This is a genomic window from Sorangium sp. So ce327, from assembly GCF_051530205.1.
Lineage (GTDB): Bacteria > Myxococcota_A > Polyangia > Polyangiales > Polyangiaceae > Sorangium > Sorangium cellulosum_B.
In genome coordinates, this window is record NZ_CP150330.1 from 12,177,755 (window position 1) to 12,196,050 (window position 18,296).

18 protein-coding genes are annotated in these 18,296 nt (G+C 69.5%); 9 read left to right on the forward strand and 9 right to left on the reverse strand.

Annotated features, from left to right (window positions below):
- Nucleotides 1-6 precede the first annotated feature (6 nt).
- Entirely contained in the window at nt 7-696 is a 690-nt protein-coding gene (locus WME95_RS45655; RefSeq protein ID WP_437905472.1) for a hypothetical protein, read from the reverse strand.
- A gap of 205 nt (nt 697-901) precedes the next feature.
- Between WME95_RS45655 and WME95_RS45660 the strand changes: the two genes are divergently transcribed.
- On the forward strand, nt 902-1,123 hold the full coding sequence (locus WME95_RS45660; protein WP_437905473.1) for a hypothetical protein: 222 nt from the start codon (nt 902-904) through the stop codon (nt 1,121-1,123).
- Nucleotides 1,124-1,471: 348 nt separating this feature from the next.
- On the opposite strand, the gene WME95_RS45665 is transcribed toward WME95_RS45660, so the two are convergent.
- The 3 genes from WME95_RS45665 to WME95_RS45675 form a co-directional block, all read right to left on the reverse strand.
- The gene (locus tag WME95_RS45665; RefSeq protein WP_437905474.1) at nt 1,472-1,999 is read right to left on the reverse strand and encodes a hypothetical protein; all 528 of its coding nucleotides are present in this window, start codon (nt 1,997-1,999) and stop codon (nt 1,472-1,474) included.
- A gap of 128 nt (nt 2,000-2,127) precedes the next feature.
- A complete protein-coding gene (locus WME95_RS45670; RefSeq protein ID WP_437905475.1) occupies nt 2,128-2,559 on the reverse strand; it encodes a helix-turn-helix domain-containing protein in 432 nt (143 codons plus the stop codon).
- 240 nt (nt 2,560-2,799) lie between these two features.
- Nucleotides 2,800-3,309, reverse strand: coding sequence for a hypothetical protein (locus WME95_RS45675; RefSeq protein ID WP_437905476.1), 510 nt, complete (start codon nt 3,307-3,309; stop codon nt 2,800-2,802).
- A 599-nt stretch (nt 3,310-3,908) separates the two neighbouring features.
- Here WME95_RS45675 and WME95_RS45680 point away from each other — a divergent pair.
- Nucleotides 3,909-5,555 carry a vWA domain-containing protein gene (locus WME95_RS45680; RefSeq protein WP_437905477.1) on the forward strand — a complete coding sequence of 549 codons (1,647 nt, stop codon included), beginning with the start codon at nt 3,909-3,911 and terminating at the stop codon, nt 5,553-5,555.
- Nucleotides 5,556-5,600: 45 nt separating this feature from the next.
- Here WME95_RS45680 and WME95_RS45685 read toward each other — a convergent pair whose 3' ends face one another.
- Entirely contained in the window at nt 5,601-6,035 is a 435-nt protein-coding gene (locus WME95_RS45685; RefSeq protein WP_437911097.1) for a VOC family protein, read from the reverse strand.
- A gap of 563 nt (nt 6,036-6,598) precedes the next feature.
- On the opposite strand from WME95_RS45685, the gene WME95_RS45690 reads away from it, so the two are divergent.
- Nucleotides 6,599-7,123 (forward strand): hypothetical protein, encoded by a 525-nt coding sequence (locus WME95_RS45690; RefSeq protein ID WP_437905478.1) that lies wholly within the window; start codon nt 6,599-6,601, stop codon nt 7,121-7,123.
- Nucleotides 7,124-7,569: 446 nt separating this feature from the next.
- Here WME95_RS45690 and WME95_RS45695 read toward each other — a convergent pair whose 3' ends face one another.
- Nucleotides 7,570-7,908, reverse strand: coding sequence for a hypothetical protein (locus WME95_RS45695; protein WP_437905479.1), 339 nt, complete (start codon nt 7,906-7,908; stop codon nt 7,570-7,572).
- Nucleotides 7,909-8,031: 123 nt separating this feature from the next.
- On the opposite strand from WME95_RS45695, the gene WME95_RS45700 reads away from it, so the two are divergent.
- From WME95_RS45700 to WME95_RS45715, 4 genes are all read left to right on the forward strand, one after another.
- The gene (locus WME95_RS45700; protein ID WP_437905480.1) at nt 8,032-8,298 is read left to right on the forward strand and encodes a hypothetical protein; all 267 of its coding nucleotides are present in this window, start codon (nt 8,032-8,034) and stop codon (nt 8,296-8,298) included.
- A 269-nt stretch (nt 8,299-8,567) separates the two neighbouring features.
- On the forward strand, nt 8,568-9,146 hold the full coding sequence (locus WME95_RS45705) for a transposase (RefSeq protein WP_437905481.1): 579 nt from the start codon (nt 8,568-8,570) through the stop codon (nt 9,144-9,146).
- A complete protein-coding gene (locus WME95_RS45710; RefSeq protein WP_437905482.1) occupies nt 9,104-12,274 on the forward strand; it encodes a hypothetical protein in 3,171 nt (1,056 codons plus the stop codon). The genes WME95_RS45705 and WME95_RS45710 overlap by 43 nt, the downstream gene beginning before the upstream one ends.
- A gap of 124 nt (nt 12,275-12,398) precedes the next feature.
- Nucleotides 12,399-12,926, forward strand: coding sequence for an RDD family protein (locus WME95_RS45715; RefSeq protein WP_437905483.1), 528 nt, complete (start codon nt 12,399-12,401; stop codon nt 12,924-12,926).
- 167 nt (nt 12,927-13,093) lie between these two features.
- Here WME95_RS45715 and WME95_RS45720 read toward each other — a convergent pair whose 3' ends face one another.
- Nucleotides 13,094-13,759 (reverse strand): deaminase, encoded by a 666-nt coding sequence (locus WME95_RS45720; RefSeq protein WP_437905484.1) that lies wholly within the window; start codon nt 13,757-13,759, stop codon nt 13,094-13,096.
- A complete protein-coding gene (locus tag WME95_RS45725) occupies nt 13,753-15,489 on the reverse strand; it encodes a CotH kinase family protein (protein WP_437905485.1) in 1,737 nt (578 codons plus the stop codon). The genes WME95_RS45720 and WME95_RS45725 overlap by 7 nt, the downstream gene beginning before the upstream one ends.
- Before the next feature lie 397 nt (nt 15,490-15,886).
- On the opposite strand from WME95_RS45725, the gene WME95_RS45730 reads away from it, so the two are divergent.
- Entirely contained in the window at nt 15,887-16,582 is a 696-nt protein-coding gene (locus WME95_RS45730; RefSeq protein ID WP_437905486.1) for a hypothetical protein, read from the forward strand.
- Here the strand turns inward: WME95_RS45730 and WME95_RS45735 are convergent.
- Nucleotides 16,579-17,208, reverse strand: coding sequence for a hypothetical protein (locus WME95_RS45735; RefSeq protein WP_437905487.1), 630 nt, complete (start codon nt 17,206-17,208; stop codon nt 16,579-16,581). The genes WME95_RS45730 and WME95_RS45735 overlap by 4 nt on opposite strands.
- Before the next feature lie 301 nt (nt 17,209-17,509).
- On the opposite strand from WME95_RS45735, the gene WME95_RS45740 reads away from it, so the two are divergent.
- On the forward strand, nt 17,510-18,076 hold the full coding sequence (locus tag WME95_RS45740; protein WP_437905488.1) for a YaeQ family protein: 567 nt from the start codon (nt 17,510-17,512) through the stop codon (nt 18,074-18,076).
- The last annotated feature ends 220 nt before the right edge of the window (nt 18,077-18,296 follow it).

Genomic DNA, 18,296 nt, shown 5'->3' on the forward strand with positions numbered 1-18,296 from the left:
CCGCGATCAGGAGAACGTCGTTCTTTCAGAAGCCAGCTGCTCCTTCGTCACGAGCCGCGCCACGGGATGAATCCGAGCGAGGGCATGCTCGAAAGCAGCTTGCTCGTCCGCGCTCATGAGCGCTCTTTGTCCGAGGTCGAGCTCGACCTGCTCGAGTGAAGGCAGCCGCGAAAGGAGCTCGATCAGACCGTCGAGATCGCGCGTTCTGGCCCGGAAGCGTGCGTTTGCGAACTTCCCGCCCTCGTTGGCCTCGAGCTCGAGCCAGCCAGCGGAGTCGCTGTGGATAAGTCTCACGCCCGGGCGAGCCGGCGCGGAGCTCCACAGCTCGAGATGCGCCACGACCCGCACCGTCAAGTCGGTCAGCGTTCGGTCCCACGGAGCGAGGTCCCACAACTGCTTCCACACCGTGCTCTCGGGCACCATCGAGAACTCGATCTCGAGGTCCAGGGACGTGAGCTCGGGAAGGCACTGCACGCGAAGCAAGCGCTCCAGATCATCCGTCGACGCGAGCTTGGCGCCGAGCCGCCACAACGGCAGCTCGGTACCGAGCGCCTCGAGGCTGCGCAATCCCGAAGAGCGCACGCCGTCCAGCACCTGCAGCGACCTCATCGCGCGCGTGATCGGCTGAATGTCGTCGATGAAAACCCCCTCCCGCAGCGGAAAATCTCGCGGGTCGAGCAGCTCGAGCTGCTCCACCGTGCTCCAGGCCGGATCCTCCGCGCACGCCGCCACAGCGGCATCGCTCGCAAAGCACGCCGAGACGACCTCTGGAAAGCCCTCGCTGAAAGCCATCCCGGACGGACCTACCACGACCCGCAGCGGACCAAGCCACTCGGCCCAGTGAGCACCGAGCGCCGACGTTTTTCCCCGCATCGAGCCACGGGCGAAGCTCCGCGGAAGGTTGCACGATCTGGTCGATCGCGCCGTCGGGCTCGAACCACGGCTGAAGCAGCGGCGCGACGATCTCGACGGATACCGGGTCGGTGAGCTTGAGACACCTCGACAGGAAATTGCCGCGCGCACGCCGGACCAGGGCGTATGTCGTGAAAGTGACGTCGTCTTTGCAGTAGGCGAGAAAGGCTTCGGCGTTGCCGGGCCGCTCATTCCAGCCATCGAGCCATGATGTCCAGGGGAGATAGTCATCCCAGACCTCGCAGAAGTTGCACCAGCTCGAGACGTCGCCGCAGCGATGCTCGGCCGGAGGCGTCGCGTCACACGCATAGCGCAGCCCATGCTGGATCCCGCGGTAACCGCGCCTGACCTGGAAAGCGATCGAGCGCAGTCGCGGCCGCAAGCGGAGCACCGTCTCGGCAAAGCGCTGAAACGAAGCGAGGGTCTCGGCACGGATCGCCCGTCTCTGTTCGACGGGAAGCAGCGCAACACCCGCGCTCATCGTCCTCGACTCACTGTCCATGGTGAGCGCTCCTGCGGCGCTGACCTTCGTCGTGCGTGGGCCGGGTGGAGACGCGCCTCAACGCGACGACCCCAGCCACAGCATCAGCGCCAGGATCACCCAGAACAGACCGATCCACTTCCAGCCGTGCTGCTCGAACCAGGCTCGGAGCGCCGCTGCGCGCGAGCTCGAGGGCGCCGTCGATCGCGCGGCGGGCTCCTCGCCTGCAGTCGGCGTCGCCGGGAACAGCCCCGGGGTCCCATCGCGCAAGATGCCGCGTGCGAAGCTGGCGAGGGTGGTCCCGAAGATGGAGCAGCCGCCAGGCGCATAGGAGACGGGTTCGTCCTGTCGCGCGAGGCGCTCCCAGGTCTCGCGCGCGCGGACCGACTGCATGCGCTGAAGAAGCAGCGCCGCGTACAGGCGACCCGCAGGGGTCGCGTGTTGCACCATGTCCAGGAGGAGCGCCTCGTGTTGCGCCGCGATCGGAACCGCCGCCTCGTACGCCTCGAACGCGGGCGAGCGGTAGGCCGCCACGCCGGTCGGGCCGAGCGCCACGCCGTCCGCGCTGGCCAGCGCTGCAAACGGCTCTGGATAGGGGGGCGGCACGGCGTCGAGGTTACCACGGCTGCGCGCACGCGCGCACGCCGCTGGATCCCCGCCTCGCCGGGACGCCTGCAAGCGCGCATGCGTCGCTGTCGTCACGACGCGCAGTCGAGTCAGATGGAATCCGCCGTTCACGCGGCGCGCTTCGCGCCTTTGCCCTGAGCGCTCCGTCCCGACGTTCGCCGCGGCGGCGGCTCCCGACGCGAATGAGGCGGATGGGCGATCAGCACTTCGGCCGGGATCTGCATCGATGCGTGGAGCTTTCGGATCATCGGGAGCGTGAGCGCCCGTTTGCGGCCCAGGACCTCCGAGACGCGCGCCCTGGAGCCGATCAGCGGCTCAAGCTCCTTGCGAGTCCACCCGAGTTGCTCGCAGCGCGCCTCGATCGCTGCGATCGGGTCTGGCGGCGCAATAGGGAACTGCCTGCGCTCGTACGCGTCGACTAGCGTCGCGAGCGCATCGAGCTCTTGCGCCTCGGGCGAACCTGGCTCGGCGTCCCAGAGCTCTTCGATTCTGCGAAGCGCCCGACCGTGACTCTCCTTATTCACAACAGGCTCGATCATCGCGGTGCCCTCATACGCTCGTCGCGTCAATCCTGTCGTACTCGGCATGGGTGCCGATGAATTGGACATACTCACCTTCCGGTGCGTGCCCCACGTTTTTTGTGCGTTCTTGCCACCCGACGAGCATAGCCCAACTTTGCGTGCGTGGGGCGCTTTGGGCAGACCCAGGAACGGGGTCGGGTTCACGCCCAGGGGTGACAGAAGGCTCGAGAGCGTGGGTCGCAGGCGCCATTCGACGCGCTACCGCGCCCCACGCGCGGCACCCACGCGCGCAATCGTGCCCATCCACCCGATCACCGAAAGCGCCGCGAGCTTCTGAAGCGCTGGCAAAAGGACGTGGCAGCCCGGCACCGCAATCGCATATGCGTAATATGCGGCGTCCGCGCTGCCGAGCGCGAGCGAAAGCGCACCGAGCCACGCCGAGAAGCGCAACGGTGACGAGCGGCTCTCGCCCGCATTGCCCCGTGCAAACGCGCCGGTCACGCCCAGGAGCGTCGCCAGCAGCCCGGGGATCGTCGCGACGAAGACCGACACTGCGTGGAGCAGCGGCGAGACCACGGACGGCAGCCATGCGATCAGGTTCGTGCCGGCGGCGGAGAGCAGTCCGAACACGCGAACCGTGCCGCCGAGCCGGCCGCCGAGCAGGGCGCCGTGAACCCACCAGAACGGGACGAGCGCGAGGGAAAAGCAGACGAACGAGGCCTGCGCGAGCGAGCGCGCGCGCGTGTTGTCCACCCCGCGCTGGGTCACGGGCTGCGTGAGGTCGCAGAAGAAGTTGCCCCAGAAATCGTAGCCGGGCGCGCTCGCGTCACAGAAGGTGCCGCCCGGATACGCGGCCGCGGCGAGCGCGGTGAGGATGAGAAACGCGGAGACCCCGACCAGGATCAGAGCGGGCGCGACGCGGGTAGTCTGCCCCACGCGCTCGAGAATACCACGAGGGTCGAGGCGTTCCGGGTCATGCTCGAAGCTCGGGCGCGCTCGTGGCGCGCGCGTTCAGCTTCGAATCAAGAGTCGGCACGAAGTGACCCATCTGTCCAGATTGCACGAGGTCATCTCTTCTGCTTGGGCGGCCGTGTGGCCTCCAGGCGGCGCATGTGTCGCGTCCGTGTGGGTCGAGCAATGCCAGCATGCGCCAACCTGAGACGAGAGCCTGACAACGCTGTCATGGTATTTGCCGCCGGAGCGCAGATGGCCGCGGTTTGAGCTGCGTGGCCCGCGCGATCCGGCGCGATCGGACCAGCGGCGCTCGGGTGCGGCGCGGCGTCTGGATGGCATTGCGCGCACGGCACCCATGTTGCTCGGCGGGCCGTCCCGAGCGCGGTGCGGTCGCATCGCGGAGGAGGGTGCCAGTGCGAACCGTTTCCGCGTCCCTATCTCTCTGTCTTCACGCTGTATCGGCGGTCCTCCTTGGCGGCGCCGGGCTCGTCGCCTGCAGCTACGGTCCCTACCCGGAGCCGCCCTTCGACAACGGCGAGGGCATCGGCACCGGAAGCACCGGCGCCGGCAACGGCACCGGCAGCACGGGTACCGGCAGCATCGGCGCCGCCAGCGCCAGCGCCAGCGCCAGCACCGGCACCGGCACCGGCGCCGGCAGCACCGGCGCTTCCAGCGGCGCCGGCGGCGGTGCGGGTGTCGCCGATGGCGCCCAGCCCGAGCCGCCCCCGGCGCCGTCGGACGAGGACGCCGGCGCGGCCCCGGCCTTCACCTGCGAGGGGCTCGACTCGAGCCAGCCCGTGGTCCTGTACCTGTCGGCCGACGACTCCAATTCGATGAGCTCGCCGGTGCACGTGCGCGAGCTGCTCCGCTCGGGCATCGCGCCGGAGCCGAGGCAGGTGCGCACGTACGAGTTCCTCAATTACTACCGCATCGACTACGCGCCGCCGGACGAGGGCGAGCTCCGCGTCGAGCCCCAGATCGAGCCCGGTGAGGAGGCGGGGAGCTACGCCCTTCAGATCGGCGTTCGCTCCTACGATCCGCCGAGCCCGCGCCGCCCCATCGCGGTCACGTTCGTCCTCGACACCTCCGGATCGATGGACGGTGAGCCGATGGCGCGCGAGAAGGCCACGGTGCGCGCCGTCGCCGCGAGCCTCTCCGAGGGCGACGTCGTGAACATGGTCACCTGGAACACCCAGAATTCGGTGATCTTGAACGGCCACGTGGTGGACGGTCCGGACGACCCGGTGCTGCTCGCGGCGGCCGACGAGCTCTCCGCCAGCGGCGGCACCGATCTCGAGAGTGGCCTACGGGTCGGGTATCGGCTCGCCCAGGAGCACTTCAAGGAAGGCCGGATCAACCGGGTGATCCTCGTCAGCGACGGCGGCGCCAACGTGGGAGTCACCTCCGAGGAGCTCATCGCGCTGCACGCCGAGGACGCCGACCAGGAGGCGATCTACCTTGTGGGCGTCGGGACGGGCCCGGCGTTCGGCTACAACGATGTGCTCATGGACGTCGTGACCGACAAGGGGCGCGGCGCCTATGTCTATCTCGATGACGAGGACGAGGCGTTCCACATGTTCCGGGATCGCTTCGCGGAGGTGATGGAGGTGGCCGCCCGCGGCGTCCAGGTGGAGCTCACCATGCCGTGGTACTTCAAGATGGAGAAGTTCTACGGCGAGGAGTACTCGACGAACCCCGAGGAGGTCGAGCCGCAGCACCTCGCGCCCGGCGACGCGATGATCTTCAGCCAGCTCGTGCGCGGGTGCGATCCGGGCGTGATCAACGACGAGGATACCCTCACCGTGCGCGCGCGCTGGCAGACGCCGCTCACCCATGAGGCGAAAGAGGCGAGCCGCGAGGCGACCCTCGCGGAGCTCGCCGCCGGGAGCAAGGAGCAGCTCGTCAAGGGCAAGGCCATCGTGGCCTACGCCGAGGCGCTCAAGGCGGGCACGAGCGAGGCGCTGCACGCCGCGCGCGAGCAGGTGATCGCGGCGAACCCGGGCGGCGATCCGGAGCTCGACGAGATCGCGGAGCTGATCCCGCTCCACCCGCTCTACTGAGAGCTCGGCCCCGGAGGGGTCGAAGTGGGGTCGACCCTGGTTAGTTCAGCCCGAAGCCTCCAGCAACGCCGCGTCGTGCGCCTCGGCGCCGGGCCCGAGCGGCTGGCCGTAGGAGAACTCGACGTAGTTGCCGTCCGGGTCCTTGAGCGCGCAGAAATACGCCACCGGATAGGGCAGATCCTTGGGCGGCCAGACGAGGTGCGCTCCGCCGCGGCGCGCGATCTCGTCGACGGCGGCGCGGCTCTCGAGCGCAAACCCGAAATGACTCATGTCCTCCGGCGCCTGCGGCGCGCGCTGGCCGCCCTCGATCATCACCAGGACGAACGTCCGCTCCTTCCCCTCCTCGGCGAGCCAGGCGACCCGCGTGCCGGCGTCGCTGCGCTCGTGAACCACCTTGAGCCCGCAGAACTCGCGATAAAAGGCGATCGTCGCGTCGAGGTCGCCTACGTGGAGCGCGACGTGGGTCATCATCGGTTTCATCATGAACTCCCCTTCTTTACTCCCCGGCAGCGTAGCAGACGAACAGGCGCGGGAGCGGCGGGGCCGCGCCCCGGCGCGCTCGAGGGGCGGGTCTTCGTGTTCAACGTGAACACGTATCACGCGGTGAACTCGCGGTGGCGCGTCACGGAAGGTCACCATGATACCTCGCTGTCCGGCAAGGCGAGGGCCCTCTGGGACGTACTGGCGATGCCGACCGCGGGCATGCTCGTCGCCCTCGTGGCGGCGCTGGTCCTCGTCGTTGCCTGGACCGCCTGGAGGGATCGCGTCCCCTTCGTACCGTGTTCCCGACCGACGCAGCCGTCCTGGCATCGCTCGCCGGCGCCGCCGTCGTGCCCGCCCTCGTGACCTCTCCGGTCTGGGGACATTACTTCATGACGGCGTGCGGCGGGGCGTGGTGACATCGCTCTCAGGTTGGGGGGAGATGTCGCCGGTACACCTCGCGCGCTCTTTTTCGGCTCCGGCGCACGATTTCGCAACAACCCGGGGGACCTTCCCGGAAATAGTAGGGATGACGACGGCTGACAGATGACGGCGCTCCGCTCATGTCCGGCCCGCTCCTCGCCCGCAGCCGGATCCGGAGGATGAACCGCGCCGCGCTGCCGCTCGCTGCATCGCTCTTCCTGACGGCGTCCGTGGCGCTCGCGCAGGTCGCGCCGCACGGCGCGCGCCTGTCCTACACGCGGGGCCCTGGCACCGAGGGGTGCCCCGAGGAGCCGAGCCCCCGGGAGATCGTCGCGAGCCAACTCGGCGGGGTCGACCCGTTCGTGCGCGACGGCGCGTGGCGCGTCGAGGTGGTCGTCCAGCGCAGGGGGCCGGCGTTCCAGGGAGAGATCGCGCTTCACGAAAGCGATGGCCGGGCGCTTGGCCGCCAGGAGCTCTCGAGCCCGATCTGCGGCGTGCTCGTGGAGTCCTGCTCGGGGCCGGCGTGGCGTCCTCCGTGGTGGTCGGGTTCTCGGGGGTCGCCGGTGTCCGCTGGGAGGGGTTCTCGCTCTCGCTGGAGGCCCGCGGGGACCTTCCGATCGACACCGAGCCTTCCCGCGGTCGAATCTTCGGCGTGTCAGGGGTGAGCGGCTCGTTGGTTCCCTGCGGTCACGCGGACTGGTTCTTCGGCTGCGCCGTCGCCACGGCAGGCGGGGTGTGGCAGGTCAGGGAGAGCACCGGCAGGGAGTTCGCGCGACCCCATGCAGGTTTCGGGCTTCGTGCGGGAATGGAGGTGCCGCTTTCGGCCCGCCTCACCGGGCAGCTCACTGGCGACCTCTTGGTCAACACGCTTCGACCGTTCTTTCGGCCGATCCATGGTGACGGGTGGTCCGCGGCGCCCGTCTCGGAGGCGGTGGCACTCCGTCTGATCGCTTTCTTCTGAACCTCCGCGTGGTTTCGCGAAGCATCGGACGCGCCTGCGGGAGCCATTCCCATGAGGCGGCCGCGAGCGCGCGCGGGGGCCGTGGGCGCGCCCCTCGCGGCCTGCCATCTCCTGGAGAGGCCCCTGTTGAGCTCGGAACGAGCCGGCGACTCAGGCCGGTACAGAGCTGGCGCGTTGACAGCAGAACGTCGCCGCCGCGCTCGGCGCGATGGTGCCCACCGCCTCGCCGCCGAACGCTTCGCACTTTCCGGGATCGAGGCTGACGACGCTCACCGATTTGCTTCCGAGCGCCGTGCCGGTCGCGACCGTCCCGCAGTCGGCGGCGGCGGCCGTGATCACCTGGGCCGCAACGAGCTGCGAGCACCCTTCGTCGCTGAACGCGGAGGCCAGGACGCTGCACGTCGCTCCGGTCGGCTCGGTGCCGCCGCAAGGAGCGCAGCCGCGGGTGTCCTCGACGCCGGCGTAGAAGACGTGCCGGTCCGGGTACATGGCGGGGCAGTCCCGCTCTCCCTCGTGGTGGATGCACGTGAGAAACCCCTCAGCGGCGCGGCGTCACCGATCGGCGGTTCCGGCGTGCAGGTCATGCCCGGATCCGCGCACGGAGGGAACGCGTTGCCGGTACACGCCCGGGCGACGATCGCGAAGCTCCCCGCCGTCGCGGGCTCGTCGGGGCTCTCCGGCGCCTCCGCGCCCCTCGGCGCGCAACCTGCGGAGACGACGCGAGGCGCCTGGATCGAGAGCGACTGCACGCACGGGGCGCCATCGCAGGTCCGTCCGGCCTCGACGGCGTTCGCCGAGGTGCAGGTCCCGTCCCACCCCTCCAAGGCAGCGAACGAGGTCGCGGGAGCCTCGGGGCCGCCGCACGGGAAGCTGGCGTAGGCCCTCCATTCCGTCGGCACCTCGCACGTCGCCTCCGGTGGGTCGCACGCGCAGGCGGGGCACTGGTGCGGAGCCGGAGCCGCGAAATCCGCGTAGCCCTCGTAGCCGACGATCGGCGCGGTGGCAGGGCAGGGGCATATGTATCCGGTCGACGATCCGCATCCGCCGGACGCGACACCGAGCGTGCTCGCACACCAAACCGCCACGATTTCACGCTGCCAACGTCGCGCCCGCGCCGCCATCGCCTCTCCTCATGAACTGCGGCGCTGTTGACGTCACGCCGCCGCAATTGCGGTCACGTTACCAGGGGACCCCAGAGCGCCGCCAGACAAACCCGGGGGCAGACCACCCCCGTTCGATCGCATTACGAAGAGCGCATCGCAGCGGATGACGATCAGGGGCGCGAGAGGCTCGTGCGGCACTGCACCCGCCTGGCCTTCGCACTCGCTCGAATCGAGCTCCTGCCCGATGGACGCATCGTGTACTTGCTGAAGACACCTCGGCGGGGACGCACTCACCGCGTCACGTGTGCAATGGAGTTCATGGCCCGGCACGCGGCTTGGATTCCTCCGCCGAAGATCCCCCTTGTGACGTACCATGGCGTGTTCGGGCCTCGCTCGTCGTTGCGCTCTGCCGTGACGCCCAAACCGCTGGCCCGCGCCGCGAAGCCTGAACCGTGCCCGGGCCACGTGCCTCGGCCCGCTGCACCCGCGCCTGCGTCGCCCGCGCCTGCGCCGCCTGCACCAGCATCAGCGGGAGCCGCGACGCCCCACACGTGGTCGTCGCGTTCGTCTAGACTCGGCGCATGGTGGAACCGCTGTCGGAGGTTCGTCGACTCGGAAGCCTGAGCTTCGCGAAGCGGGGGCGGGCGCTTGCCCTGCTCGCCCGCGGCTGGGATCAGGCCACGGCCGATCGGGTCATGGCCGCGCTGGATGGGGGCGACGGCGACGAGCGGCGGCTGGCGCTGGACCTGGCGACCTATCGCCGGGACGTGGCGCGCATCGAGAGGGCGCTGCGTGACCCCATGATGCGTCGGGCCGCGCTTTCCTCGGCGCGCCGGGTGCCGGTGTCGGACGAAGCGCTGCTCCAGGTGCTGCGCGAGGGGAATCGCCGCGAGGCCCGCGGGGTGGTCATGATCATGCAGCGGCGCCGCCTCGTCGCCCAGGCGACGGCGGTCATTCCCCTGGTCATCGCCAGGCATGGTGTGGGGCTCGCGACACGCCTCTTCGCGACATGCGATCTCGACACGCTGGAACATCACGCCGCCGAGTACGAGGCCGCGTGGCGCGAGCTTTTGGCGCGCGCGCCGGAGCGGGCCCTTCGGGTGGCGCTGGCGACGAGGCGCAAGATCACGGCGGACGAGGGCACGCTGTTCTGCACCCGAACTCCCAGGGAGGCCCTGGCGCTGCTCGTGCGGCGGGATGCCTTGCATGCGAGCGCGATCCACGCCCTGGTGATGGCTTGCCCGGCCGAGCTGCTCGAGGTCCTGCGCCGGAACGACTGGACTGTCTCTCTCTCGAGCGGTCCGCCTCCCTCCGGATCGCCGCCGATCTCGACGCTGCCGGCCGAGGATGTGCTGGAGCTCCGGAGCCGGTGCAAGCCCCTCGACGCCTCCGCCGATCCGCTCTTCCGCTTCCTGCCCCTGACCGAGCGCGAACGTCTCCTTGGCGCCGAGCTGGAACAGGCCGCGAAGGCGGCATGGTCGCCCCGTCGTGGCATGGATGCGCGGCTGGCCACGATGCCACCGGCGAGCGTCACACGGCTCACGGCGGCGGCCCTGAGTCCTCCCGTCGATCCGGACACGCGGCGCAAGCGGCTCCAGGCCCTCGAGAAGCACCTCGACCTTGCCCAGCTGCGATCCGAGCACGAGGCGCTGGGTGTGGCCACGGACCGGGGCGAGCGCGCGGCGCGGATGGTTGCGCTGGTGCGTTCGCTCCGCCGCGGCGCCGACCCGGCGACCTGCGCGTCCGTCCTCGCCGAGGTGGAGCCGGCATGGCACGGCTCCAGCCGCCATCTGGTCATGGCCGAGCTGGCCCAGCTGTCCGATCGTCAGGTCTCGGAGATCCCCGTGCAGACCTACAGGGACGCCCTGCTCACCACCGTGCAGTCGCGCGATTCGAACGCAACCACGTTGGCCCAGGCCGAGCGGGCCGTGCACAAGGCCATCGGCGAAGCGATCCTCCGGGACAGCATCACGCGCGCGGCGCAGCTGCTCGGGCTCCTGGTTCAAATTCGCCTGGATCCCCGGGTGCGCTGGCGCGCCGACAAGGCGCCGGCGCCTGGTTACAAGCCGCCGTCCACGGAGTATCTGCCCAGTCCGCTGCGTATCGCCGAGAGTCTCGCCGCCCGGCTCCATGCGGCCTACGAGGGCGTGCGCCTCGACGGCACCACACCCATGCTGGGACCGGTGGCGGTCGGTCGCTACGAGCCCGAGGCGGAGCGGCTCATCGTGGACCTGCTCCTCGGAAGAGCACCGAAGACGCCGCGGCCTCCGCGCAAGCCCGTCACATGCAACGGGCCGCTGGACGAGGTGATGGGGTACGTCCCGGAGATCAGCTTGAAGGAGACTGCCCTGGTCGACGCGCTGCTCGATCGGGACGACACCACCGATCCCCACAAGACCGATCTGGTGGCGGCGATCTCTCGATCGGCCCCCGGGCGGTGGACGCCCTCCCAGCGCAGGCGCTTCACGCAGCATCTCCTGCGGGTGGCGCGGGACGCCAGCCTCGATCTCTCCAGGCGCGTGAAGGCCATCGGCCGCGTCGAGGACGCGCCGCTGCTGATCGAGCTGCTGCCGGGAGCGGCCGGGCCGGTCGCCGCCGCGATCCTGGCGCGGTGCGCCCGGATCGCTCCGCCGACCGCCGAGCTCCGGCGGCTGTTCCTGGAGCGCGCGCGAAGATCCGGCGTGGTGGGTCGCGCGGCGATGAGCGCCCTCAACGTGCTGTCCGAGCGCATGCCCGGCCCGTTCGATCTGGCGCCGTACCGTGAGCTGCTGCTGTCGAAGGACTGCGCGGTCGTGAACCGCAAGAACGCCGCCGGCAGGGTCTCGGCCGCTGCGACCGTGGAGGCTCGTGACCTCCTGATGGAGGCGTGGCGGTCCGAGGACCTGCACCCCAGCATCCGGCCGGACATCCTGGCGGGGTTGCTGCGCTTCGTCGACCAGGCCGACGTCCGACAGGTGCTGATCGACGGCATCACGACGATGCCGGATACGTGGTCGCTGCTCAACCCCGGGTCGAGGCTCCTGTTCCCGAACGAGTCGCAGGCGCGACCCGCGGTGGCTCGCGGCTTCGTGGCCCTGGCCGAGGCGCTGGTCGAATGCGGCGACGAGCGCATCGCTTCCACGGCAGCGGGCGTCTGCATTGCCCAGCATGACCTGTGCTCGGAGGGGCTTGGTCTGGCGACCAGGCTCCTCGCCGAGGCGCGCACCCCCGGCCGCGTCCTGGTCCAGGCTGTCGAGTCCTTGAGCCGCCTTCCCAACGACGCCGGATTACCCCACTGGCAGGCGGCGCTGGCCCGGCTCGTCGCAGCGGCGAGCGGCGGTCGGACCTGGGCCGCGGCCCGGCTGGCGCGGCTCGCGCCCAGGCCACGGGCGTTCCGGATCGCGCTCGGCCTGGTTCAGAAGGCTGCAGGCCTGCGCTTCATCGCCGCCGCCTCGCTGAAGGAGATCCTCGACGTCGATCTCGTCGAGGTCAGGTTCGACAAGGAGCTATGGTCGGAGTATCTGGCCCTGGTAGACGAACAGCCCGCGCGCCGGAGCCCCTCCACCGGCAAGCTGAAGGACCCCGGGCTCGCCGCCTCCCTGATCGATTGGCTCATCCAGCATGGCGGACTTGCGGCCGCGCTGTCGGCCGCCGAGCTGTCGCTGCAGGTCGAGAAGCAACTCCGCGACAGCCCCGCATGGCGCGGTCGGCTCGACGCCATCCGCGCGATGCACGCTGACGCCGCCGAGCGCTTGCTGCTGGCGGACACCTAGCTTCGATTCGCGCGGCCGGCGGCGTCGGCGTGTTCTTCGGGACGGGGGTTGCGCTTCGTTACCAGTGACAAACGCAACCCCGGTTGCCAATTGACGCGCGGCGGCGATCGGCGTTCCATGAGCCATGGCCCAATCCGCTCCCAACCCCTATCAACCGCCGACCGCGCTCGAGCCGAAGACTGACTCGGAGCGAGCCTACGATGGCAGCGCGTCGCGCATGTCGCGCTTCTGGGCGGCGATGATCGACGCGGTTCTGGCCCTCATCATCTTCGTCCCGCTGCAGTATCTGGGCGGTGTCTATCGCGACTTTCCGAAGGTCTCCGAGCCGCCGTTTCCGCAGTCGTTGTTGTGGGCGCTGGCGGGGTTCGTGCTCACCCTGGTGCTGCACGGCACGTTCCTCGCCCGCAGCGCGCAGACCATCGGTAAGAAGGCGCTGAACATACAGATCGTCAACGCCAGCGACGGCAAGCCCGCGGCCTTCGGCACGATCGTCTTGCGGCGGCTCCTGCCGACGTCGGTAGTGACTCTGATCCCGTACGTGGGCGCCGTCCTCAGCCTCGTCAACGTGTTGTTCATCTTTCGCAAGGATCGGCGCTGCGTGCATGATCACATCGCGGGCACACGCGTCGTGAACCTGGACCGAAGCAAGTAGGCCCGAGCGGCATACGCAGGGCGGCGCGGCCGCCGGGCGCGCTCGGCGCGGGGCGCCGCGACGCGAGCGCAGCGGCGCCGAGGAGCGCGAGCCCCGCCATCGACAGAAGCGCCTTCGAGGAAGCGCGGAGCGTCACGACCCTGCTCTGCTCGATCTCTGTGCGATCCCTAATGCTTCGCGAGCAGCGCCTCGATTCGGGACGGATCGACGCCGTAGATCTCCGCGAGCCGCGGGACGCGATCCGATGCCGGCAAGGTCAGCGCGCGCCGCAGCGGCTCGTGAGGATGGTGATCGAGCACCCAGCCCCCGAGCTGCCGGCGGACCTCCGCTTCGCATACGCCCTCCACGACCTCGACGCCCCCTTCGCGCAGGATGCGAACGCCTTCGCCGTCGACGCGCGGGTTCGGGTCGTTCATCCCGATCACGACGCGGGCCACGCCGCGCTCGACGATCGATCGCGAGCACGCCGGCGTGCGGCCGTGGAACGAGCAGGGCTCGAGGGTCGAATAGAGCGTCGCTCCGACAACGCTGAGCCCGCGCGCGTGCGCCGCGCGCGCCGCGGCGATCTCCGCGTGATCTTCACCCGGCCCCAGGGTATGCCCGCTGCCGAGGAGCTCCCCGGCGGCGCTCACGATCGCGCAGCCGACCCAGGGGTTGTCGCCCGTTCCTCCGCGCGCCCGTTCGGCCTCCTCGATCGCCAGGCGCATCCATTTCTCAAAATCGTTGCTCATCCTGATCTCGGTGTTGCACTCGGGGCGGCTGCTCGACAGGGCGTTGTTCGCGACGTCGCGCAACGTCGCCTGGGCCGCGCTCATGAAACGCACGTTCACCATGTCATGAGCTCGTCGTGAATCCAGCTGGCCCGCCTGCGGAGAAAGTCCTTGAGCAGGCTGATCTCTTCGTCGTGCGACCCATTGAGAGGCGGGGAATCCGGCCAGCGCGCGAAGTTCCTCTCCACGGCCGGAGCTCCCGCCTTGCGCACCAGGCCGTCCACCATGGCGTCGAGCTCGTCGGGCGCGAGCTCGCCCTGGAGCAGCGCCAGAAAACGTGCCTTGTACCGCGCCTTGAACGCCGGATCGCGGAACAGCGACCCCCACCAGCCCTCCGTGAAGTAGTCGGTCCCGTCAGAGCCCTCGAGCTTCCACTCCTCTGGCTCGAACGCGCGTTCATCGTAGGGTGTTCCGAGGCTCCGGTCGAAGTCCCACACGGGACCGGCCGAGAGGAGGCCCTGTCGATCTTTGAAGAAGTACGTGCTGATCCGCAGGGCATCGACGTTCTTCGTCAGGGCGCTGATGATGTTGTGGTCGATGAAGGCGTCTTGATCGATGAAGCTCGAATAGTGTTTGCCGCTGCCGGGCTGCTTGAAGTCCTCCGCGTCGACGGCCTGACCGAAGTCGTCGATGTAACCGCGAATGAAGTCGAGCTGCGGCTCTCGCGCGGGCTTCAGCATGTCCTCCGGATCGGGGTACACGAACTGGAGCTCCTCGCCGGCGGCCTTGAAGTCATTTTCGCCCTTGTCGATGCGCAAGAGGAAGCCGCCGGTCACGTCCGGCTCCGTGAGATCGTCGGCCGAGAGCTTGGCCACCGGGACACGATCCTGACCGCGCTTGATCTTCTCGATCGCCGTGTAGAACCCGAGGAAGCTCTTCTCCGCCACGTCGGCCCCCGAGTCGACGAGGAACACCTCGACGAAGCGCGTGCGCGGCGCGTACCGGCCGATGCGGTTGCTCATCTCGAAGGCGAGCGCGTTGCGGATGAGCGAGCGATCGAAGCTCACCGGATCGCTGAGCACCCAGTCGGAGTCCGCCGGCATCCCCAGGAACTCCCGGTCGAGATCCGTGTCCAGAGCGTCGTCACGAAATTCGACGGCGTATTGCTTCTTCGGAAAATCGCGAGACGTCGCGCCGCGGACGTGGATGCCGATGCGGCCATCGAAGCTCGCGCGGCCCAGGAGCTTGGTTTGCCCATCTCTGGGCTCGAGCAGCATGAACGTGGCCGGGACGAACTCGGTTTCGAGCGGGTCGAGCCGCCTCGACTCGAAGGTGTGGATCACGACGATCGGCAGCTCCGAGCTGAACTCCGCGGTATCGGCGGCGACCTTGAAATACGCCTCGCTCGCGATCGGCCCGAGGAGGTCGGCCCCGTCGCTGCCCGCCCCCCCGCTGCCCCCCGCCCCCCCGCTGCCCCCCGCCCCGGAAAGCGCGGCGTGAGGGACGACGGCGAGGGCGCGCACCCGCGTGGACGCGGTGAGCACGAGCGGCTCGACGTAGACCGGCGAGCTCGCGGTGGGGAGCGAGCCGTCGGTCGTGAAGTGCACCGCGGCGCGCTCGTCCTCGACCGTGAGCTCCACGGGCTCGGACGCCTGGAAGGTGCCTCCCTTCGGCGTGAACACGACGGCCAGCGACTTCGGGGCGGGTGGTTGCGCCTCACCGCTCGTCCCGCTCGCCCCGCTCGTCCCGCTCGCCTCGCCCGCCTTGCTTGCCTCGCTCGAGCAGCCCCCGAGCGAGGCCAGCACGAACACCCCCGCGATCCGCAGCGCTGCGAGCTTCGATACGTAGAACATTCCGGCACAGCTTACTCGGGTCGCTCGTGAATTCGAACGAGCGCGTGATGAATCTCGCATCCTCTTCGAATCGAGCCGAAATCCAGGCTTTCCTGAGCGTGTCGGATGGTTCGCGATGAGTAGGCATGTTTGCAACATCGGCGCCAACCGACGCCCGACCCCGCGCCACGCCTCGGCGTCCCGCGTCCGACACGAAACGTTCGACGACGCCGCCGCCGCGGCGATCGACGCGCTCGACGAGGCGCGCGCCCTCGTCGCCCCCACCGCTGGACGCGACCCGCTGAGACCGCGCGTCACGGGCGCGCTTTACGCCCTATCGTCGATGGCCAGGGCCTTGTATCAGCAAGGAGTTCACCGTGGTCGAGACGTACGGATTACGACGTGATGAGATCCGGGGGTGGTGATCATGAAGCCTGTCGTTGCGTATCAGGTTCATCTCATGTCGCAGATGCGAAACAAATCAGGCATGGCGAAGGGCCTGAAGCTGCTGGGCGTCGATCCATCGGAGGTCGACGCGGCGAACGCGATGGTCGCGGACGTGGGCCTGAGCTTCCGCCAAGGGAACGACGGGCACCTGCGCGAAGCCGACGTGATTCCTCGATTCCTCGGGGCGCCCCGGCGCATCGAGCCGGCGCCGGTGGAGGACTCCGCGTTCTGGACCACCCAGATGTTCTATTCTCTGCCCGTGTGGCCAGAAATGGAGCTGGAGTTCAGCTTCAACGAGTGGGGGCATCTCGGCAATACCCGGTTCGTTCGCGCAGGTGCACCCGGGACCCGCCGTCGTCGGTTGGAGGATGGGCTCCGGTCCGCTCGCGCAGGCGAGTCCAGGGCGCGTCGGCTTCGGTCCAGGGATGTCGTGCCCTGGCGCGTGGTGGAGGACGATATTTTTATCTCGTGCAGCGAGGCGATCACCGTCGAATCGTTCGGGTCCATGACCGACTACTGCTGCACCCTGCTCGATCCCGGGAGCGCACCGTACTTCTGGTCCTTCGACTTCGGCCTCTTGCAGGAAGTGGAGCCCTGGAAGGACCTGCCGATCGACGAGGAGAAGATCGCCGTGCCTGGCGTCCCGACCTTCCGCGCAAAGCCTTAGGCGGGCTCGAACGCCTTGCTCGACGCGTACCCGCGCGCTGCGGATCGGATCTTCGCGATCTGCGCCGCGTCGAAGGAGACGGGCGCTCCGGTGCGCGCGTAGCTCATCACGTTGTCGTCGACGCCGCTGTGCCCGAGGCCGAAGAAGTGCCCGAGCTCGTGCGCGAGCACGGTGGGCCGCGCGTTCGCCGCGAGGATGACGAAGCGCCGCTCCGGCGTCGCCCGGTGCCGCCAGTGCACGCCCATCCGGAAGCGCCGCGGATCGTCGACGTCGCGCAGCGACGCGACCACCATCACGTTGATCCGGCGCGCCTCGATCGCCGAGGCGAGCGCGTCCCGGTCCTCGCGCGTCTCGATCCGCGAAAACCGCGGGGCGAGCGTGCGCGCGCCGACCTTGCGCAGGGCCACACCGGCGGGCTCGAACAGCCGGACCGCCTCGGCGATCTGCGCGTCGATCCAGGCGTCGTCGCGCACCGGCTTCCCCGCCTCCTCCTCGGTCACCGCAAACGAGAGGGGAAACGCCGGGAGCGGCGCGGGCACGCGCCCCGCCGCGCGGGCCAGGCCCGGGGCGAGCGCGCCGGCGGAAAACAGCCCGGCTGCGGCGATCACGGCGCGGCGGGAGATCATGGACAAGGCCTATACCATCGCCGGCCGACGTTCGCGAAGCCGTGCGAGGGCGGCCCGCGCGAAGCGCGTGACCGTGAGGCACGTTCCAGATAGGCTCTCCTTCGCTCGCGTGGTACCCGGCCTGGAGCACGGTCCTGCGCGACGCGAACAGCGGCGCGCTCCGGAGGTCATCGATGTTGAACACAGGGGTTGTCGTGCTCGATGCCCGTCTGCGGCGAGAGCAACAAGAAGAGGCCGCGGCGCTGCCCGAAGCCGCGTTCGGCGACGACGGCGCGGCGCATCGAGGCTAGCGGGAGCAACGATGGCACTCCCCTCGACGCGAATGGACTTCCGCATCGACCTCTCGCACGTCGATCGCGGCCGTGAGGCGAGCGAGCGGGTGATCGTCGCCCGCCACCCGTCGGAGAGCGCCGAGCACGTCATGCTGCGGGTGCTCGCGTATTGCCTCTTTCACGAGGAGGGCCTCGCCTTCGGCCCAGGGCTCGGCGACGCCGAGGGGGCAGACCTCTGGACGCGCGATCCCACGGGCCGCATCCTCACCTGGATCGAGTGCGGCGCGGCGCCGTTCGAGAAGCTCAAGAGAGTCGTGCAGCACAACCCGGGCGTGGCCGTTCACGCGCTCTTCTCGGACGCGCGCCGTCGCGACGAGCTCGTGTCCGGCGCGCGTGAGGCCGCCTCGCGCGCGAGCAAGGTCACCGGCGCGATCTCGCTCTCCACCGTCGACCACCGCCTCGTCGCCGCGCTCGCGGAGAACACGGGTTTGCGGCGCCAATGGGCGGTCACGATCGTGGGCGATCACCTCTATATCGAGGCCGACGGCAGCACGCTCGACGGCGAGGTCGTCCGCTCGCGGCTCGAAGAGCCGTGATCGCGTCGAGACGAGAGGCCAGGCTCTAACCTCCGGAGCGCTCGGTTCATCGAGGCCAGCCGGGGGCCGGAGAGCGGCGGGCCGGCTCGTGTCCCGTGACTGTCACGTGACACCGTCACGTGACATCGGGCCGTCGCACCGTGACATCGGGCCACCGCCCACCCGCCCTCGCGAGAGAAGCCGGCCGAAAGACATGGCCGCGCGTGCAGGACCGGCGGGC